Origin of the sequence: Massilia sp. IC2-477 (genome assembly GCF_020707265.1) — a bacterium.
Classification (GTDB): domain Bacteria; phylum Pseudomonadota; class Gammaproteobacteria; order Burkholderiales; family Burkholderiaceae_D; genus Telluria.
Window position 1 is genome coordinate 28,785 of sequence record NZ_JAJFEQ010000010.1, and the last position, 16,952, is coordinate 45,736.

A 16,952-nucleotide genomic window follows, 5' to 3' on the forward strand; every position below is an offset into this window, starting at 1 on the left:
AAAGATTAGCGCTTTGTCACGGTATTCAGGGTCTGCTCGATCTGTTCCTTGTCGCCGTCCGTGTAGCGCAGCTTGACCGGATACCACTCGTGCTGGGGCGCCAGCCAGACTTCCAGGGTCTGGTCCTTCTTGTCCGACAGCGGCTGGCGCGCTACCAGCACGGCATCGACCTCGCCCAGGCCGGTGCGCACCTTCTCGCGCTTGACCACCTTGAACACCCAGGTTTCGGCATCGCGGCGGCCGGCCACAAAGAAGGGCCATTCGGATCCCGCCTTGAACCGGTCGCCGGCGCCGCGTGCCACGGTGGCCAGCTGCCAGGTGATCGAGACGCGGTCCTGCTCGCCGCCCTTGAGCGGATACACCTGCTTGCTCTCGCTGAAGCTCAGCGCCTTCGCATCGCGATCGAAGCTGGCCGTGGTCGGGTCCTTGCGCATACGCTTCTCGACGAATTCCGCTGGGGCCAGGCCGTAGGCGTCGACCGTGCCATGGCTGCGGTCGTCGGTGATGGTGCCCAGCACCGGCACCTTCGAGACGGCGCTGACGCTGTACTTGCCGTCGCCGGCGCGCCAGCTGACGATCGCTTCGCCCTTCAGGCCGAAGCCGCGCTGGCGCGCCTGCAGTTCGTAGTTCAGGTCGGCCGAGGGCGGCAGCTCGATGGCGCGCTTGACGGCGGCGGGCGCTTCCTGCGCGGAGGCAGCACCCAGCGCCAGTGCGAGCAGCAGGCCGCCCGTGGTATGTCGTGTAAAGCCTTGCATGTCAAATTCCTGGTTGGGTCATGGCGATCTTGTTTACCGTTTGCGTGGTCACGGCGCCATTGGCTTCGCTGCTGCGGATCTGCACCGGCAGCCAGCCGTGCGCCGGCGAGAGCCAGATGTCGAGGCGCGTCTTGTACGAGCCCTGCTTCGGCGGACGCGCCACCCGCACGGTTTTCAAACGCCCGATGGGGGTGTCGATCTCTTCCGGCCCCACCACGTTGAAGGTGTAAACGCTGCCCCAGCGGTCTTCGCCGACGAACATGTCGATATCGCCGGAGAGCTGCGACTGGTCACCGCGGGCGATGGCCGCCAGCTGCAGCGGCACGGTGGCCTTGTCCTGGGCGCCGGGCAGCAGCGCGTAATTGTTCTGCGAGGCCGAGAACGTCACCTTGTTGCCGGGCCAGTCGAAGTGGGTCGCCGTCATCGCGCGGCCGCGGCGCTTTTCCGTCATCTTCACCGGCGCCAGGCCGGTGTTGCCGACGTGGCCTTCGCTGGTGAGCACGAGCAGGTTCACGCGCGCGAACACGATCTTGATGCCCATCTCGATGCGCATCTGGTAGTCCCCCTGGCCTGGCTTCCACGACAGCAGGGCCTGGCCGGTCCATTTGGTGCCGTCGGCGTCGGTACGCGCCAGGTCGTAGGTCAGGTCGGCGGGCGGCGGCACGTCCACCTTGTAGCGGCGGATCGTATGCACGACCGGCGCCTCGCCGGGCGCGGGCGGCGCTTCGGCGGCGGCCAGCTGCGGCACTGCGGGCGCCGGCTCGACCGGCGGCCGGGTGGCCGCTGCGGGCGGCCCGGGCGGCACGGGCACGCCCACTGCATCCTCGGCAATGGCGATGGTCGGCAGCGGGACGAAGTCCGGCAGCGGCGGCTGCACCATCTGCGGCTTGGGCGGCGGCACTGGCTCGGGGGCGGGAGCGGCGGACGGCAGCGGCGGCAGCAGCGCCGTACTGACAGCCGAGCCGCCATCGCGCGCCGGCAGCGAGACGCCCAGCGTGCCCGAGGTAATCCAGCTCAGCGCCAGCCAGTGCAGCAGCACGACCAGCGTGCCCAGCACCAGCGCGCGGCGCCGCTGGGGGGAGAAAGCGGAACTCATGCCGCTAGTGTAGCCGGAGCGGGAAAGCGCCGCTTGCCGGGACGGCTTTGTCCCCTGTTAGTTATCTGCTAGTCTTAAGTATTCACCAACGGAGATCGACAATGCTCAAGCCTCCCATGCCGAACGCTGCCGGAATGACCGATACGCTGGAATTCGTCAAGAACCTGTGGGGTGGCATGAACATCCCCGGCGTCAATATGCCGGGCATGAGCGGCCCCAGCTTGTCCACGGACGAGCTCGACAAAAAGATCACCGACCTCAAGGCTGTGGAATCCTGGCTCAACCTGAACCTCGGCATGCTGCGCGGAACCATCCAGGCCCTGGAAGTGCAGCGCGGTACGCTTGCCACGCTGAAAGCCATGAGCGACAGCATGACCCAGGCAATGCAGCGCGCCGGCACCGACCCGGCAATGAGCGCGCCTTTCACGCAATTCTTCGCCCAGGCGGCCGCTACGCCCACGCCTCCCCCACCGCCGGCCCCGGCCGCGCCAGCTGATGCGGCGACCGAGCAGGCGGGTTCGGACCAGGCCGGCGCCAGCAGCGCCATGCCGGCCGCGGTCGCGTGGTGGAATTTGTTGCAGGAACAGTTCCGCCAAGCCGTCACCAGCGCCATGCCGGCACCAGGCGCCGCGCCGGAAGCATCGGATGGCGCCGGCGACGGCATGCACAAGGAAGCGCCTGCCGAGCCGAAGGTCGCCGGCGGCTCGCCGCTGGACGTGTCCGGCGGCGCGGCCCAGCCTGGGCCGGCGTCCAAGCGGGTCGGACGCAATCCGCGCGTGAATCCGGACAAACGCTGAAGCAGATGGCGGATTTCACCGGCGGCTGCCTGTGCGGCGATGTGCGTCTCGTCGCCACCGGCCGGCCCTACCGGGTCGGCCTGTGCCACTGCCTCGATTGCCGCAAGCACCACGGCGCGCTGTTCTACGCCGCCGCGATCTTTCCGCAGGATGCCGTGACGGTCAGCGGCGAAACCCGCTCGTACGCCAACCGCCACTTCTGCCCGCGCTGCGGTTCCTCGGTCTTTGCACAGAGCGAGGATGAAATCGAAATGCACCTGGGCGCCCTCGACGCGCCCGACCAGCTGGTGCCGAGCTACGAAAACTGGACCGTCCGGCGCGAGTCCTGGCTGCCGCCGTTTCCGCTTGAAAAGCATTATCGCTACAACCGCGAACCGGCGGACGGCAACGACCGGAGCGGATGAACAGGCGCTTACAGCACGAACCGGTCCAGTCCGACGATGGCCGACACTGCCAGTGAAGCGACCACATAGCAAAGCAATTGATCCTTCCATTTCAGCTGGAGGCGCCTGCTTGCTTTCACTACCAGGACGATCAGCCCGCCGGCTACCAGGATCGGCAGGGTCCATTTGCCGAGACCAAAGTACATGCTGACGCGCGCCTCGTCGTTCGGATGCAGGAAGCTGACCAGGCCTGCGACCGCGCGCGAGAACGCCGCCGTGTACAGGAAGGCGAATGCCAGCGTCGAAGCCTTGCGCTGGACGATGAGATAGGCGATCACGGCCTGCACGATCGTCACGATTGGCCCCGCCACGTCGCAGAGCATCTTTTGCCACGGCTCGGCCGGCGAGCGGCTGCGCACGATATTCAGGCCAAACTGCATGTCGAGACCCAAAGCGGTTCCCATCAGCCAGTGCGCGCTTTCATGGATGAGGTTGGTGATGAAGAAAACAAAGACAAGCCAGAAGAAGAACGAAGGTTTGAATTTCATGAAACACCGGTAGGGACAGCGTTAAGAGAAGCTTGCCTGATCGTGCGAATGCACTCTACCGTATGTACGAGATAATTAACAGCTTGCAATTACTAGGAATAAAGAATGGAGAACCCGATGGATGAGCAAACGCGAGTGCGCCTGATCAAGACCGGCTGGGAATTGCACCGTGAAGTCGAGGAGCACTACAGGCGTCATCCTGCGACAAAATCAGCCGGGCCCGGCGAGCCCTGGCTGGACAAGCAGCGTTTGCTACTGGCTGACATGGCGATCCACTTGCTGCAGACGGCGCTGCAGCCAGGAGCGATCGAACTCGACAAGCTCAGGAATAACCTGCATGCGATCCTGACGATTTCGGACCAGTTCCTGCCGCAGGCCGGGCTCAAGGGGGCGACCGCGCAGATCTACGTGCCTTGAAATCAGTCAGGGCGATTCTTGAGAGCCTCCATGAAGCGCGCATGGTTTTCCTGCAGCGCTTCAGGCGTCGGGTATTTGTCGAGGAAGGCGGTCCAGAGGCCATTCATAGCTTCGCTGTCGCCAGGCCGGGGGCGTGCGACGCCGAGATCGTCCGCTATCCAGCGCTCCACGGCGTCCATACCGCCGCCGAAGCGCGCGGCCCCGTAGATGTAGCGGCCGATCGCCTCGTAACGCATCTCGCTCGTGCTCATCTCGCGCTTCCTTTCCGTGCTTGCCTTTGTCGTCCAGACGTATTGAATATGGGTCCAGGCATCCACTGGCTTGCCATCCGCCATGGGAGGATGGAAGCGGCATTTGACAAGGCCGGCCCTGGCCGCCTCGTCCAGCGCAGGATAACCGGATGACTTCACTAATCGCGAGTCCTTGACCCAGCCGTCCGCGCCGATCAGGAAGCGCAATGTGACCGTACCTTCATGATTCTGCTTGAACTCCTCTTCCGGATAGACCGGACGCGCGCAGCTTTCGTACCTGATCATGCCGGGTGCGCCGGCGGCCGGGGTGACAGGCTTGATCTTGTCACCGCCGGCAGCCCATCCTGACATTCCGGCCAGCACCAGCCCAGCCAGTGCCTTTGCACACCGCCGGCCGGCCCATCCCGTCGATTCCAGCATATCGCCCTCCGTGAACGTCGATGGAGCAAGATTACCAGACAAAAACAGCCACAGATCATTGATGTAATCGCTAGCGCTCGCTCAACTGGCGTGCTGAACTGGCTCAACGGGGCTGCTTCCCGCCCCGCCCGTTTTCAGCAGGAATGCCCGTGTCCACTTTCGACCCTGCCAGCCTGGCGCCGGCGCACATCGCCGACCTGCGCCGCAAACTCGAGGCGGCCGGTTGCCGCCCCCCGGCGCATGCCTGCACCCTGGGAGAACTGGCCGAGGCCATCGTCGAATTCCGTCGCAGCCAGGGCATCGCCGGCCGCGGCGTGCTGGACGAGCCCACGCTGGCGCGCCTGGACGAGGTCAGCGGCGCCACCTTCCAAGACGTCTTTCGCGACGAACTCGAGCTGCTGCACCCCGACCCGGATGCGCCGCCCGGCGCCGAGCTCTCGTCGCGCGCCCACAAGGCCGAGCTGGTGGGCCTGGCCCTGTCGGGCGGCGGCGTGCGCAGCGCCACTTTCGGGCTGGGGGTGCTGCAGGCGATGGCGGCGCACGGGCTGCTGCGCCACCTCGATTACCTGTCCACCGTCTCCGGCGGCGGCTTCATCGGCGGCTGGCTGTCCAAGTGCATCCACGAACAGGGCGGCGACGTGCGCAAGGTCGAGGACATGCTGGCACCCCCGAGCGGCAGCGCGGAAGCGCCGGCGATCCGCTTCCTGCGCCTGTACACCAACTACCTGTCGCCGCGCGGCGGCATGTTCAGTGCCGATACCTGGACCCTGATCGGCACCTACATCCGCAACACGGGCCTCAACCTCACCATGCTGGTGGCCTGGCTGTGCGCCCTGCTCCTGCTGCCGCGCGCCGCCGTATGGGCCGTGCACCGCATCGTCGATCCCGGCGGGCCCTGGGCCGTGTATGCCGACCTGGCCTGGATGACGGGCGTGATGCTGTTCCTGTTCGCCGTGTTCTGCATCGCCCTCTCCGTTTCCAGCAAGCCCTCCGGTTCGCGCGGACAGCGCCGCTTCCCGCTGTCGCAGGGCGCGGTGCTGTGGTGGATCAACCTGCCGCTGCTGCTGGCCGGATTCTTCGGCAGCCTGGGCCTGTGGCGCCACGGCGGCGAAGTGCCGTTCTGGGAACTGGGCATGCTGCCGGCCCAGCTGCAGGGCCGCGCGCACTGGCTGCTGGCGCCGGGCTTCGTCTACTTCGTGGTGTGGGCCTGCGGTTGGTACGTGGCGCACGACCGCACCAGCATCTACCGGCGCGTCGGCTACACCCTCTGCAGCGCCGCCTTCATCGCCGTGCTGGCCGTCCTGTGCGCGGCGGCGCGCGCCTTCGCGCCGGAGCTGATGCTGCACCTGATGGCGCGCGAGACCGGCGAACACGTGGTGAACGGCCTGCTGTCCCTGTCCGCGGTGCTGGTGCTGGTGGCGATCGCGCTGTGGGTAGTGCAGCGCCTGCAGCCGCGCCCGCCGTCGACGGACCTGACCCGGATCGAGCTGCTCGAAGGCGTGTCGCACCTGCTGTGCGCCCTGGGCGCCCTCACCATCGGCACCGTGCTGCTCCTGGGGGGCCTGTCGCTGCTGCCCAATCCCAGGGAGCATCCGGTGCTGAACAATGCGATCGCCCTTACCACCTTCGGCATGCCGCTGATGATGGCGCTGTTCGCCGGCACCATGACCCTGATGATCGGCCTGATCGGCCGCATGTACAGTGACGCCAGCCGCGAGTGGTGGAGCCGCCAGGGCGCCTGGGCCTGGATCTTCGCGCTCGCCTGGGTCACCATGTTCGGCGTCGCCTTCTTCCTGGCGCCGCTGCTGCACTGGGCCTGGCTGACCTACAACCCGTGGTCGCATATCACGACCGCCCTCGGCTGGCTGGCCATGACCTGGTTCGGGCTGAAGGCCGGCAGCGGCAGCCGCACCGGCGCCGCGATCCACGCGACCGACTCGCGCCTGGACCTGCTGGCGCGCCTGGCGCCCTACGTGTTCACGGCCGGCGTGTTTGCGCTCCTGAGCGCGCTGGTGCAGGCGATCGTGGCGCCGCCGCTGGTAGCCTGTCCCACGCCCATCAGCTTCACCTGCGTCTACGGCGCCCACGCCGGCGCCACCCTCGCCACCGAGGGCCGCCATCTGGCCTGGGCCTTCGCGCTCTTCCTGGGCGCCGCCCTGCTGCTCGGTTGGCGCGTGGACATCAACAAGTTTTCGCTCTACATGCTGTACCGGAACCGCCTCGTGCGCGCTTACTTCGGCGCCAGCAGCCGCGCGCGCAAGCCACATCCGTTCACTGGCTTCGATCCCGGCGACGACCCGCTGCTGGCGGACCTGAAGCAGCAGCGTCCCTGCCACATCATCAACACCTCGCTCAACCTGGTCGGCGGCGAGGAACTGGCCTGGCGCACCCGCAAGGCCGCTTCGTTTACCTTCACGCCGCGCTACTGCGGCTTCGAGCTGCCGCCGGGATCGACCGGCAGCACGGTCGGCAGCGCCGCCAGCCTGGACGCCGCGCGCGGCTGCTACCGCCCCACCGACAGCTACGGCTCGCGCTCCGGCGCCGACGACGATGCCGGAGTGCGGCTCGGGATGGCGATCGCGGTCTCGGGTGCCGCGGCCAGCCCGAACATGGGCGCGCACTCCTCGCCGCCGCTGAACTTCCTGATGACGATGTTTAACGTGCGCCTGGGGCGCTGGTGCCCGAATCCGCGCAAGCCGGCCTGGCAGCAGTCATCGCCGCCGGTCGGGCTGTTCAGCCTCCTGGCCGAGCTGTTCGGGCTGACCAATGCCGACGCCACCTACGTGTACCTGTCCGACGGCGGGCACTTCGACAACCTCGGCATCTACGAACTGGTGCGGCGCCGCTGCCGCCTGATCATCGCGGTGGACGTGGCCAGCGACGGCATGCTCTCATACGCCGATCTGGGCAATGCGATCCGCAAGTGCGCCACCGACCTGCACGTGCGCATCGACCTCGACGTCTCGAAGATGGCCCAGCAGGGCAGCGAAGGCCTGTGCGGCGCCAGCTGCGCGGTGGGCACGGTGCGCTACAGCCAGGTCGACCAGGGCGGGGTGGACGGCACCTTCCTGTACATCAAACCGGCCATCGTCGGACGCGAGAACGCCGACCTGCTCAACTACCGCAAGGTGCATCCCGCCTATCCGCACGAAAGCTCGGTCGACCAGTGGTTCGACGAGACCCAGTTCGAGAGCTACCGGGCGCTCGGCCAGTACATCGGCGAATGCGCGCTGGGCGGCGCCACGGACGCCGCCCGCAAGCGCGACGGCGGGCTCGATGTCGGCGTGCTGTGCGCGGAACTGCGGCGCCGGCATGGGCCGGACGATGCAGCACCGGCGCCACCCCCATCCTGCGGTCAATGCGCCGACGCAGGAGCCGAATTGCAGCCCGCCGTGCGCGCCGAGTACCGTTAGGCTGCGCCGCCTGCGATGTCCTCGAGCTCGGCAAGTGCCGCGGCATCCAGCCGCAGCGCGCCCGCCCGCATGTTTTCGCGCAGGTGCGCCACCGACGAGGTCCCCGGAATGAGGAGGATGTTCGGCGAGCGCTGCAGCAGCCAGGCCGCCGCCACTTGCAGCGGGCTCGCCTCCAGCCGCTGCGCGACCTTCGACAATGCGCCTGACTGCAGCGGCGTGAAGCCGCCCAGCGGAAAGAACGGGACATAGGCGATGCCCTGCCGCGCCAGCGCGTCGATCATGGCGTCGTCCTGGCGGTGCACCAGGTTGTACATGTTCTGCACGCAGGCGATCGGCACGATGCGCTGCGCTTCCTCGACCTGCTTCATCGTCACGTTGCTCAGGCCGATGTGACGCACCAGGCCGCGTTCGCGCAAGCGGGCCAGGGCCTCGACCTGTTCGGCGAGCGGGCCTTCGGCCGGCCCGTGAACGTCCAGCATGCTGCGAAAGTTCACCACGTCCAGTTGCTCCAGCCCGAGGTTGCGCAGGTTGTCGTGCACCGCCGCTTCCAGGTCCTGCGCGGAGATCGCCGGCAGCCACTCGCCCTTGCCGTCGCGCCGCGCGCCGATCTTGGTGACGATGGTCAGTCCCTCCGGGTATGGATGGAGCGCTTCGCGGATCAGGCGGTTGGTGACATGGGGACCGTAGTAGTCCGAGGTATCGATGTGGTTCACGCCCAGCGCCACTGCTTCGCGCAGGACGGCCTTGGCGGCGTCAAGGTCCTTCGGTGGACCGAAGACGCCGGGACCAGCCAACTGCATGGCGCCGTAGCCGAGGCGGCGCACCGGGCGGTCGCCGAGAAGATAAGTGTCGTGGTCTTGCTGGGACATGGCGGTCTCCTTGTTGGTTGACAGTGAAGACACGATAAGCCGGGACGACTTGCCGGACAATCCGGTATAGTCTGGATGGGCTGTACGAAAAAACGGACAATGAAGATCGACTTGGGAGACCTTTCCGCCTTCGTGGCGGTGGCGCGCGCCGGTGGCTTTCGCGATGCGGCGCGCCTGAACGACAGCAGCGCTTCCGGGCTGAGCGACGCCGTGCGGCGGCTGGAAACGCGACTGGGCCTGCGCCTGCTCCACCGGACCACTCGCAGCGTGGTGCCGACTGAAGCCGGGCGCAGCCTGTTGGCGCGGCTTGAACCGGTGTTCAGCGAAGTTGAAAGCGCCCTTGACGTCGTTAACGGTTTTCGCGAGCGTCCGGCCGGCACCCTGCGCATCAACGTGCCCGTCAGTGCCGCGCGCCTGGTACTGCCCGCGATCCTGCCGCGTTTTCTCGCCAGCTACCCCGAGATCCAGGTCGAAGTCATCACCGAGGAAAGCTTCGTCGACGTGATCGCCGCCGGCTGCGACGCCGGCATTCGCTACGAAGAGCGGCTGGAACAGGATATGGTAGCGGTGCCGATCGGTCCGCGTGTGCAGCGCTTTGCGGCGGCGGCATCGTCCGCCTACCTCGATCGTCATGGCAGGCCCGCGCATCCGCGCGAGCTGCTCCAGCACGCCTGCCTGCGCGGGCGCTTTCCCAGCGGCGCCCAGATCGACTGGCAGTTCCAGCACGGGGACGAAGTGGTGACGATCGAGCCGCGCGGACCGCTGCTGGTGCAGATCGGCGGCGCTGTCGACCTGATGGTCGATGTCGCGCGCGCCGGCACCGGCATCGTCTATCTGTTCGAGGACTGGCTGCGTCCGCACATGGAACGCGGCGAGCTGGAACCGGTTCTGGAAGCCTGGTGGCCCAGGTTCTCCGGTCCCTACCTGTACTACCCGGGACGCCGGCTGCTGCCGGCGCCGCTGCGCGCCTTCGTCGACTTCATCCGCAACGACGCCTGACGGTCAGGCGGCCTGTTCCGCGTCCGTGTCCGGCCCTTGCGCGTCCGCGGGCGCGTCAAGCTTCGGCGCCAGCAGCAGCAACTGCTCCATCAGCTGGGCGAAGCGCTGCTGGCCCGGCTGCAGGCGGTCGACGTGGGACAGCACGCCGTGCGCCTCGTCGTGCAGGGCCAGGCTGTAGCCGCGCTGCTGCATGTGCGAGATCAGGATCTGCGCCGAGTTGAACAGGATGCGCACATTGTGCGGCAGAGCCGCCCGTGCATTGCGCATCCATTCGACCGCTTCGGCGAGCTTGTTGGTCTTCCACAGCAGCACGCCCTGGTTCATCAGGTCGATCGCTTCCTTGCGCGCGCCGCGGATCAGCTTTTCGCCCTCCTCGCCCATGCGCGCCTTCTCGAAGATCGCCTGCACCTCGTCGTGCAGCAGCGTGTTGTCATGGTTGTTGCGGATCACGTAGCACAGCAGGTCGACCGGCGCTTCCTTGACGCCGACCGCGAACAGCAGGGTCGCCATCTCGATGCAGGTGGCGACGTCCGGCCGCTCGCCCGTCGCCTGCAGCAGCGCTTCCAGTTCGTCGCCAGCCTTGCGCGCGCGGCGGTAGTCGCCGCTCTCGTGGTAGACCAGGCCTTCGGTGATCTTGGTGCGCAGTTCCAGGTCCGGGTGCTCGGCGCCGAACTCGCGCTGCGCCGTGATCAAGAGTTGCAGCGCCTCCTTCGGGTCGTTCTTCAAGCCGCACACGCGCGCCAGGCCCAGGTAGGCGTCCGGCGTCTTGCGGATCGAGTACTCGCCGATCGCGATGCACTTGCGGAAAGCCTTTTCGGCCATGCCGACGTTCCCCAGCTTCAGGCAGGCCTGGCCAAGGTTGCGCTGGCGCGGCACCGAGTTCGGCGACAGCTTGGCCGCGCGCTCCAGGATGCCGAGCGCCTCTTCATGCTTGCCCATGTTCTGGTAGCTGAGGGCCAGCTGGTCGTAGGCGTCGATGTAGTAGCGGTTCTCGGCGATCACGGTCTGGAACATCTGGCGCGCCTGCTCGAATTCGCCGTCGGCCAGGCGGATCTTGGCCAGGCCCGCGCGCGCCCACTGGTATTCGCGCTGCGCCAGCACGCGCTCGTAGGTCTCGCGTGCGCGCGCGGGTTCGCCGCTTTTCTCCATCAGGCGCGCCTTCATGCGCAGCAGGTCGATCTCGTGCACCTTGTTCACCGCGATCTGCTCGTCGCACAGGCGCGCCGCGCGCAGGTAGTCCTTCTCGGCATAGGCCTGGTCGATCAGACTGAACACCTGCTTCTTGCGCCACACCCGGTTCAGGCGCGTGAGCAGCACGCCTTCGGTGATCGGCTTGACCAGATACGCGTCCGGCTGGTGCTCGGCGGCGCCCATCACCGATTCGACGCTCTTCTCGGCCGACACCATCAGGAACACGCTCGAGGGCAGCAGCAGGTTGCGCATGCGCGCTTCTTCCAGCACCTGCTGGCCATTCTTGCCCTCGCCCAGGTTGAAGTCGCACAGCACCACGTCGTAGCGCATCTTGTTCAGCAGGCCCATGGCTTCGCCGCCGCTGGAGGCCTGGTCGATGTTGCGCGCACCGAGGCTGCGCAGGGCTTCGCGCAGCAGCTGGCGGATGCCGACGAAGTCGTCGACCACCAGGTAGCTCTTGGACGCCCAGTCGACCTGCTCGCTGGGCTGGGGCGCCATGGCGCTCAGGACGGCGCTCATGGCAGCGTCAGGATGAAGCAGCCGCCGCCCAGGCGGCCGCCATTTTCGAGGCGCATGGCGCCGCTACGCTCGCGGTGGCGGTGCATGCGCGCGACCTCGCGCGCGAAATGCAGGCCCAAGCCCGCGCTGTTGGTCAGGAAGTTCACGCCGCTCGCCATGGCGTTGCCCGCTTCCAGCAGGGCGGCCGGAAAGCCGGCGCCGTTGTCCTCGACCCGGATTTCGAGCCAGCCGTCGCGCTCGCGGGCGGCCAGCAGGATCCGGTCGCGCGTGTAGTGCACGGCATTGTTCACCGCATGCGAGACGACGCCGACGATCAGGTCTTCGTCGAAGTGCCACACCAGCTCGGGATCGATGTCCAGGTCGAGCGCGATCGAGCGCGACTCCAGCAGCACGCGTTCGACCGCCACCACCTGCTCGGCCAGCTGGCCGACTTCGAGCGGCTGCACATCGAAGGGATACTCGGAGGTGCCGACACGCTTGTACAGCGCCAGCAGCTGCATCAGGTTGTCGTTCAGGCGGCGCGTCTGGTACAGCATCTGCGCCATCTGCGGATACGCCTTCTCCGTCTCCGGCGAGGCGTCGTCGAGCAGGCGCTCGAGCGTGCCGGACAGGACACTGATCGAATTCTTCATGTCGTGCGCAGTCGACGCAAGGAACATGGACAGGGGCGAATGTGGATCTTCCATCGGATTGGCCAGGGCATTGGCCGCTAAAAGTTACCGTGCGTCAATTATACCGCCGGCCATTTGACACTTTCTGGCGGAAAGTCACTTATTGCGCCGTAACAACACCACTCCGGCTTATTCGGCGGATTGCGGCCCTCGCGGACTGCGGCGCGCCCGCAGCACGAAGCGCGCCGGGTCGAGCGCATCGACCAGCGCCATCTCCAGCGGCAGGGGCTCGCCTTCCAGCTGCGCCGCCAGCAGTTCGGCCGCCAGCGGCGCCCAGATCAAGCCGCGCGATGCGTAGCCGAGCAGCGCATGCAGTCCCGGATGGCGCGCCACATCGCGCAGGCGCTCGGTAGCGCCGGCAGCCGCGAAGTCCGGCAGGCGGCCGACCAGCGGCAGGCGGTCTGGCGCCACGCAGCGGAAGCCCACGCGTCCCGCCAGTGGCGCCCCCTCGGCGGCAGCGGGGTCGGACACCAGGCCGCGCAGGCGCTCGATATTCTCCAGGTGGCTGGAAGCGCGCAGCTGCGGATCGCCGTCCAGGTCATAGGTGGCGCCGGCGCAGGTGATGCCGCCCGCGGCCGGCGTCAGATAGGCTTCGCGGCACAGCACCAGCGGCAAGGCAGGGACGCTGCTGCTCGCCAGATGGGTCACCTGCCCGCGCAGCGCACTGAGGGGCAGCTCGCGCGACTGCGCCAGGCTGCGTGCGCCGGCGCCGTTGGCCAGTACCACAGTCGGCGCCCCTGCCACCACCTGGCCATCCTCGCCGCGCACCAACCACTCCTCGCCTTCGCGTTCGAGGTTGACGGTACCGACGCCGAAGCGGCGCACCAGCCGCTCGCCGCAGGCGTCCAGCATCACCTGGCACACGCTGCCGGGCCGCGCCCAGCCGCCTTGCGGGAACAGCCAACCGCCGCCAGGGGCGGGTAGCCCGAGCAGGGCTTCGGCCTCGAGGCGTTCCAGCCAGCGGGCGAACTCCGGCGGGTAGTGCGCCTCCTGCGCGATGCTGCGCGAGACCTCGGCATGCCTGGCGTCGCGCGCCAGTTGCAGCACGCCGCAGGCCTGGCCCTCGATGGCCGCGCCGATGCCGCCCAGCTGGCGCCAGGCGCGCAGCGCGTACAGGTAGGCCGCCCGGGTCAGGCGGGTCGGGATGTTGTCGTCGCGCGAGAGCAGCGGCATGAAGATGCCGGCCAGATTGCCCGAGGCTTCCATCGCCGGCTCGGGATGACGCTCGACCAGCGTCACCTGCCAGCCACGCGCGCACAGGCTGGCGCAGGCGGCGGAGCCGGCAAGGCCTGCACCGACCACGATGGCGCGGCGCGCGGGCACGGGCGGCACCGGCAAGCGCGGTTTGCGGCTGGCGAACACCGCTTGATTGGTCTCGCCATTGAAGACGAAACCCTGGGCCTGCAGGGCAGCGCGCTGTTCGGCATCCAGATCCTCGGCTTCCAGCTGCGCGCCGGCGGCCACAATGCGCGCCAGCGAACGGGCAAAGCCGGCGCCCTGCACGCCATCGAGGCGAACGTAATCGGGCTGGGCGCTCAGCTGCGCCAGTGCCGTCTCCAGCGGCCCTGCGAGCAGAGTCAAGGTCAGGCGCGGGTCAATCTGCGGAACGCGGTGAAAACCCGGCAGCAGATCGTTCGCAAGCGCCACGATGTGCAGTCGCGCCGGCTGCTGCGGGTCCGTACGCCAGGCCTCCTGCAACGCGCGCGCGCGGGTCCCGTCGCCGTAGGAGGTGTCGAAGACCGTGTAGCGATCGCGGCCGCGCCAGTGTGCGCGTACGTCCATGTCAGTGCCCTGCGTAGCAGAAGCAGGCCTTGTCGTGATCGTTCACCACGCCGATCCCCTGCAAGTAGGCGTAAATGATGGTCGAGCCGACGAACTTGAAGCCGCACTTCGCCAGGTCTTTCGAGATGCGGTCGGATAGCTCGGTCTTGGCGGGGCGCACGCCGTCCGGCCAGCTGCTGACGATCGGCTTGCCGTCGACCCAGCCCCACAGGTAGGCATCCAGCGTGTGGCCCTGCTCGCGCATCGCCAGGTAAGCTTTCGCGTTGGTGATGGCGGCCGCCACCTTCAGGCGGTTGCGCACGATGCCGGGATTGGCCAGCAGTTCGGCCACCTTCGCGTCGTCGTAGCGGGCGATTTTTTCCGCATCCCAGCCGTCGAAGACCACGCGGTAGTTGTCGCGCTTGTTCAGGATGGTCTCCCACGACAGGCCGGCCTGGGCGCCTTCGAGGTTGAGCATCTCGAACAGAGTGGTCTCGTCGTGGCAGGGCACGCCCCACTCATGGTCGTGGTAGGCGATGTAGCGGGGGTTGGCCATGTTGGCCCAGCTGCAGCGGGTCTGGTTCATGGCGCCAGTATAAACCGCGCCGCGCCTTGGCAAAAATGTGTCATTTCGAACGATTTTTTGGCCTGCCGCGGCGTCAAGCAGGGATGATTGATTTACACTCGCGTTATCTCCATTGCAAGCTTCTCGTCCTTCAGTCCATGAACGAACCGACCCAGTTTGGCAGATACCAGGTAGTGCGGGTACTCGGGCGCGGCGCCATGGGACTGGTGTATGAAGGACGCGACCCGCGCCTGGACCGGCAAGTGGCGATCAAGGTAATCTCCACCGCGGCGCTGGCCGACAGCGAGCTGCGCGCCTCCTATTCGGCGCGCTTCATCCAGGAGGCGCAGGCGGTCGCGCGCCTGAACCACCCGCACATCGTCACGCTCTACGACTTCGGCGAAGAGAACGGCGTCGCCTACATGGTGATGGAACTGGTGCGCGGCGAAGAGCTGGCCGCCTACTTCGACATGACCCAGGACTTCCACCTCGATTTCACGCTTGAGGATGCGGTGCGCATGATGTGCGAGCTCCTGGCGGCCCTCGGCTACGCCCACCAGCATGGCGTGATCCACCGCGACGTCAAGCCGGCCAACGTCATGCTGAGCCACGACCTGCGCGTGAAACTGACCGACTTTGGCGTGGCGCGCATGGCCGCCGTCAACGTCGACCAGACCGATGCCGGTATGGTCGGCACGCCCAGCTTCATGTCGCCCGAGCAGATCACCGGCCAGCATGTCGGCCCGCAGTCCGACCTGTTCGCGGCCGGGATCATCCTGTACCAGTTCCTCACCAGCGAGCGTCCGTTCCGCGGCAGCGGCGTGTTCGCCGTCCAGCAGAAGATCCTGTACGACCAGCCGGTGCCGCCCAGCGTGCTCAATCCGCTCCTGAGTCCCGCTTTCGACCGCATCGTCATGCGTGCCCTGGCCAAGCGGCCGGAAGACCGCTACCCCACTGCCTTTGCCTTCCGCGACGACCTGCAGCGTGCACTGAACGGCGACAGCCTCTCGCAGGCGGCGCCGCCGCCGCCGGCACCGGTGTGGAACCTGGCCTCTGCTGCCGCGCTGGACGGCGACCCCGACGCCACGGTGCTGGCGCCGCGCGTGGCCTCATGAGCGCCCAGGCCTGGGAAACGGATCCCGGCAGGCGCAGCGCGTTCTTCCGCCAGCTGCAGCAGCTGACGACCCAGATCCACGCTACCGCCCACATCGACGAGATCATGCTCGACGTCTCGGGCGGCATCTGCAGCCTGTTCGGCGCCGACCGCCTGAGCATCTACGTGGTCGGCGAGGACAAGGCCAGTCTGGTCTCGAAGGTCAAGACCGGCCTGTCTTCGTTCCGCCAGCTGCGCCTGCCGATCAACGCGCTGAGCGTGGCCGGCTACGCCGCCCTGTCGCGCCGCACCCTGAACCTGCACGACGTCTACGACGAGGACGAACTGCACCGCTACGCGCCCGACCTGCGCTTCCAGCGCGGCGTCGACCGCCGCACCGGCTACCGCACGCGCGAGATGCTGGTGATCCCGATCCTCCATGCGGACCAGGTCATCGGCGTCTTCCAGCTGATTAACAACCTGCTCGGCGGCGCGTTTTCCGCCACCGTGGTCGAAGGCGCAAGCTCGCTGTGCGAAACGCTGGCGGTGGCCTTTGCCCAGCGCAGCCAGGAAGAAGTGCGCGAGCGCGGCGGCTTCGCCGGCGCCATCCGCGACACGGTGCTGCCGCGCGGCCAGGTCGAACAGGCGCTGCAGCACGCGCGCGCCAGCGGCCAGGACATCGAAGACGTCCTGATCGACGACTTCCGCCTCAAGCTCCCGGTGGTCGGACGGGCGCTGGCCGACCACTTCGCCGTGCCCTACCTCAGCCACCACCCGGAACGGCGCGTGCCCACGGAGCTGATCGGCCTGATGGACCGCGCGATCGCAGAGCGCCAGCAATGGCTGCCGGTGGCGCGCAACGACAACGGCGTCTACGTTGCCTGCGTCGATCCCGAGCAGGCCAGGACCGGCGGCAGCATCGCCGCCATGTTCCCGGATGCGCGCCCGGTGTACTGCGTGACCACCCGGCGCGACTTCGGCGCCATGCTCGACCACTACTTCGGGCCGCCCGTCGGTGCAGCAAGGCTGGGCGCCGCGCAGCAGTCGCAATTGGTGAACGCTGTCGCCTCCCTGGTCGCCGGCAGCCACCAACAGGGCTTGTGCGACCTGCGCATCGAGACCGCACCGGGCGAGCGGCCCGGCGAAATCCGCTTCACCGTCAGCGGCGTCATGCGACTACCTTGAGTCAGGATGACGTCATTCA

16 protein-coding genes are annotated in these 16,952 nt (G+C 67.5%); 7 read left to right on the forward strand and 9 right to left on the reverse strand.

What is annotated here, in order from left to right:
• Positions 1-5: 5 nt before the first annotated feature.
• The gene (locus LK542_RS19140; protein ID WP_227813177.1) at positions 6-755 is read right to left on the reverse strand and encodes a DUF3108 domain-containing protein; all 750 of its coding nucleotides are present in this window, start codon (positions 753-755) and stop codon (positions 6-8) included.
• A 1-nt stretch (position 756) separates the two neighbouring features.
• Positions 757-1,851 carry a DUF3108 domain-containing protein gene (locus LK542_RS19145; RefSeq protein WP_267877562.1) on the reverse strand — a complete coding sequence of 365 codons (1,095 nt, stop codon included), beginning with the start codon at positions 1,849-1,851 and terminating at the stop codon, positions 757-759.
• Positions 1,852-1,952: 101 nt separating this feature from the next.
• On the opposite strand from LK542_RS19145, the gene LK542_RS19150 reads away from it, so the two are divergent.
• Together LK542_RS19150 and LK542_RS19155 are read left to right on the forward strand one after the other, a co-directional pair.
• Positions 1,953-2,648, forward strand: a complete 696-nt coding sequence (locus tag LK542_RS19150; RefSeq protein ID WP_227802814.1) for a PhaM family polyhydroxyalkanoate granule multifunctional regulatory protein — start codon at positions 1,953-1,955, stop codon at positions 2,646-2,648.
• A 5-nt stretch (positions 2,649-2,653) separates the two neighbouring features.
• Positions 2,654-3,052: a GFA family protein gene (locus tag LK542_RS19155; protein ID WP_227813178.1), complete on the forward strand. Its 399-nt coding sequence runs from the start codon at positions 2,654-2,656 to the stop codon at positions 3,050-3,052.
• Between the two features lie 8 nt (positions 3,053-3,060).
• Here LK542_RS19155 and LK542_RS19160 read toward each other — a convergent pair whose 3' ends face one another.
• On the reverse strand, positions 3,061-3,579 hold the full coding sequence (locus LK542_RS19160; protein WP_227813179.1) for a hypothetical protein: 519 nt from the start codon (positions 3,577-3,579) through the stop codon (positions 3,061-3,063).
• 105 nt (positions 3,580-3,684) lie between these two features.
• Here LK542_RS19160 and LK542_RS19165 point away from each other — a divergent pair, with 105 nt between their 5' ends.
• Entirely contained in the window at positions 3,685-3,996 is a 312-nt protein-coding gene (locus LK542_RS19165) for a hypothetical protein (protein ID WP_227802811.1), read from the forward strand.
• A gap of 2 nt (positions 3,997-3,998) precedes the next feature.
• On the opposite strand, the gene LK542_RS19170 is transcribed toward LK542_RS19165, so the two are convergent.
• The gene (locus LK542_RS19170; protein ID WP_227813180.1) at positions 3,999-4,667 is read right to left on the reverse strand and encodes an energy transducer TonB; all 669 of its coding nucleotides are present in this window, start codon (positions 4,665-4,667) and stop codon (positions 3,999-4,001) included.
• 149 nt (positions 4,668-4,816) lie between these two features.
• On the opposite strand from LK542_RS19170, the gene LK542_RS19175 reads away from it, so the two are divergent.
• Positions 4,817-8,080, forward strand: a complete 3,264-nt coding sequence (locus LK542_RS19175; protein WP_227813181.1) for a patatin-like phospholipase family protein — start codon at positions 4,817-4,819, stop codon at positions 8,078-8,080.
• On the opposite strand, the gene LK542_RS19180 is transcribed toward LK542_RS19175, so the two are convergent.
• Complete coding sequence (locus LK542_RS19180; protein WP_227813182.1) at positions 8,077-8,949, reverse strand: aldo/keto reductase family oxidoreductase; 873 nt, start codon at positions 8,947-8,949, stop codon at positions 8,077-8,079. The two genes, LK542_RS19175 and LK542_RS19180, sit on opposite strands and share 4 nt — an antisense overlap.
• Before the next feature lie 99 nt (positions 8,950-9,048).
• Between LK542_RS19180 and LK542_RS19185 the strand changes: the two genes are divergently transcribed.
• The gene (locus LK542_RS19185) at positions 9,049-9,948 is read left to right on the forward strand and encodes a LysR family transcriptional regulator (protein ID WP_227813183.1); all 900 of its coding nucleotides are present in this window, start codon (positions 9,049-9,051) and stop codon (positions 9,946-9,948) included.
• Positions 9,949-9,951: 3 nt separating this feature from the next.
• Here LK542_RS19185 and LK542_RS19190 read toward each other — a convergent pair whose 3' ends face one another.
• From LK542_RS19190 to LK542_RS19205, 4 genes are all read right to left on the reverse strand, one after another.
• Positions 9,952-11,658 (reverse strand): response regulator, encoded by a 1,707-nt coding sequence (locus LK542_RS19190; protein WP_227813184.1) that lies wholly within the window; start codon positions 11,656-11,658, stop codon positions 9,952-9,954.
• On the reverse strand, positions 11,655-12,344 hold the full coding sequence (locus tag LK542_RS19195) for a sensor histidine kinase KdpD (protein WP_227802807.1): 690 nt from the start codon (positions 12,342-12,344) through the stop codon (positions 11,655-11,657). The genes LK542_RS19190 and LK542_RS19195 overlap by 4 nt, the downstream gene beginning before the upstream one ends.
• A gap of 114 nt (positions 12,345-12,458) precedes the next feature.
• Positions 12,459-14,111 (reverse strand): FAD-dependent 5-carboxymethylaminomethyl-2-thiouridine(34) oxidoreductase MnmC, encoded by a 1,653-nt coding sequence (mnmC, locus tag LK542_RS19200; protein WP_227813185.1) that lies wholly within the window; start codon positions 14,109-14,111, stop codon positions 12,459-12,461.
• 1 nt (position 14,112) lies between these two features.
• Complete coding sequence (locus tag LK542_RS19205) at positions 14,113-14,676, reverse strand: DNA-3-methyladenine glycosylase I (RefSeq protein ID WP_227813186.1); 564 nt, start codon at positions 14,674-14,676, stop codon at positions 14,113-14,115.
• Between the two features lie 137 nt (positions 14,677-14,813).
• Between LK542_RS19205 and LK542_RS19210 the strand changes: the two genes are divergently transcribed.
• Positions 14,814-15,770 carry a serine/threonine-protein kinase gene (locus tag LK542_RS19210; protein WP_227813187.1) on the forward strand — a complete coding sequence of 319 codons (957 nt, stop codon included), beginning with the start codon at positions 14,814-14,816 and terminating at the stop codon, positions 15,768-15,770.
• Complete coding sequence (locus tag LK542_RS19215; RefSeq protein ID WP_227813188.1) at positions 15,767-16,933, forward strand: GAF domain-containing protein; 1,167 nt, start codon at positions 15,767-15,769, stop codon at positions 16,931-16,933. Before LK542_RS19210 ends, LK542_RS19215 begins: the two co-directional genes overlap by 4 nt.
• The last annotated feature ends 19 nt before the right edge of the window (positions 16,934-16,952 follow it).

Excerpts from the sequence above, each read along its gene's own strand:
- LK542_RS19140 (WP_227813177.1), bottom strand. The coding sequence starts at position 755 with ATGCAAGGCTTTACACGACATACCACGGGCGGCCTGCTGCTCGCACTG.
- LK542_RS19145 (WP_267877562.1), bottom strand. The coding sequence starts at position 1,851 with ATGAGTTCCGCTTTCTCCCCCCAGCGGCGCCGCGCGCTGGTGCTGGGC.
- LK542_RS19150 (WP_227802814.1), top strand. The coding sequence starts at position 1,953 with ATGCTCAAGCCTCCCATGCCGAACGCTGCCGGAATGACCGATACGCTG.
- LK542_RS19155 (WP_227813178.1), top strand. The coding sequence starts at position 2,654 with ATGGCGGATTTCACCGGCGGCTGCCTGTGCGGCGATGTGCGTCTCGTC.
- LK542_RS19160 (WP_227813179.1), bottom strand. The coding sequence starts at position 3,579 with ATGAAATTCAAACCTTCGTTCTTCTTCTGGCTTGTCTTTGTTTTCTTC.
- LK542_RS19165 (WP_227802811.1), top strand. The coding sequence starts at position 3,685 with ATGGAGAACCCGATGGATGAGCAAACGCGAGTGCGCCTGATCAAGACC.
- LK542_RS19170 (WP_227813180.1), bottom strand. The coding sequence starts at position 4,667 with ATGCTGGAATCGACGGGATGGGCCGGCCGGCGGTGTGCAAAGGCACTG.
- LK542_RS19180 (WP_227813182.1), bottom strand. The coding sequence starts at position 8,949 with ATGTCCCAGCAAGACCACGACACTTATCTTCTCGGCGACCGCCCGGTG.
- LK542_RS19185 (WP_227813183.1), top strand. The coding sequence starts at position 9,049 with ATGAAGATCGACTTGGGAGACCTTTCCGCCTTCGTGGCGGTGGCGCGC.
- LK542_RS19190 (WP_227813184.1), bottom strand. The coding sequence starts at position 11,658 with ATGAGCGCCGTCCTGAGCGCCATGGCGCCCCAGCCCAGCGAGCAGGTC.
- LK542_RS19195 (WP_227802807.1), bottom strand. The coding sequence starts at position 12,344 with ATGGAAGATCCACATTCGCCCCTGTCCATGTTCCTTGCGTCGACTGCG.
- mnmC (WP_227813185.1), bottom strand. The coding sequence starts at position 14,111 with ATGGACGTACGCGCACACTGGCGCGGCCGCGATCGCTACACGGTCTTC.
- LK542_RS19205 (WP_227813186.1), bottom strand. The coding sequence starts at position 14,676 with ATGAACCAGACCCGCTGCAGCTGGGCCAACATGGCCAACCCCCGCTAC.
- LK542_RS19210 (WP_227813187.1), top strand. The coding sequence starts at position 14,814 with ATGAACGAACCGACCCAGTTTGGCAGATACCAGGTAGTGCGGGTACTC.
- LK542_RS19215 (WP_227813188.1), top strand. The coding sequence starts at position 15,767 with ATGAGCGCCCAGGCCTGGGAAACGGATCCCGGCAGGCGCAGCGCGTTC.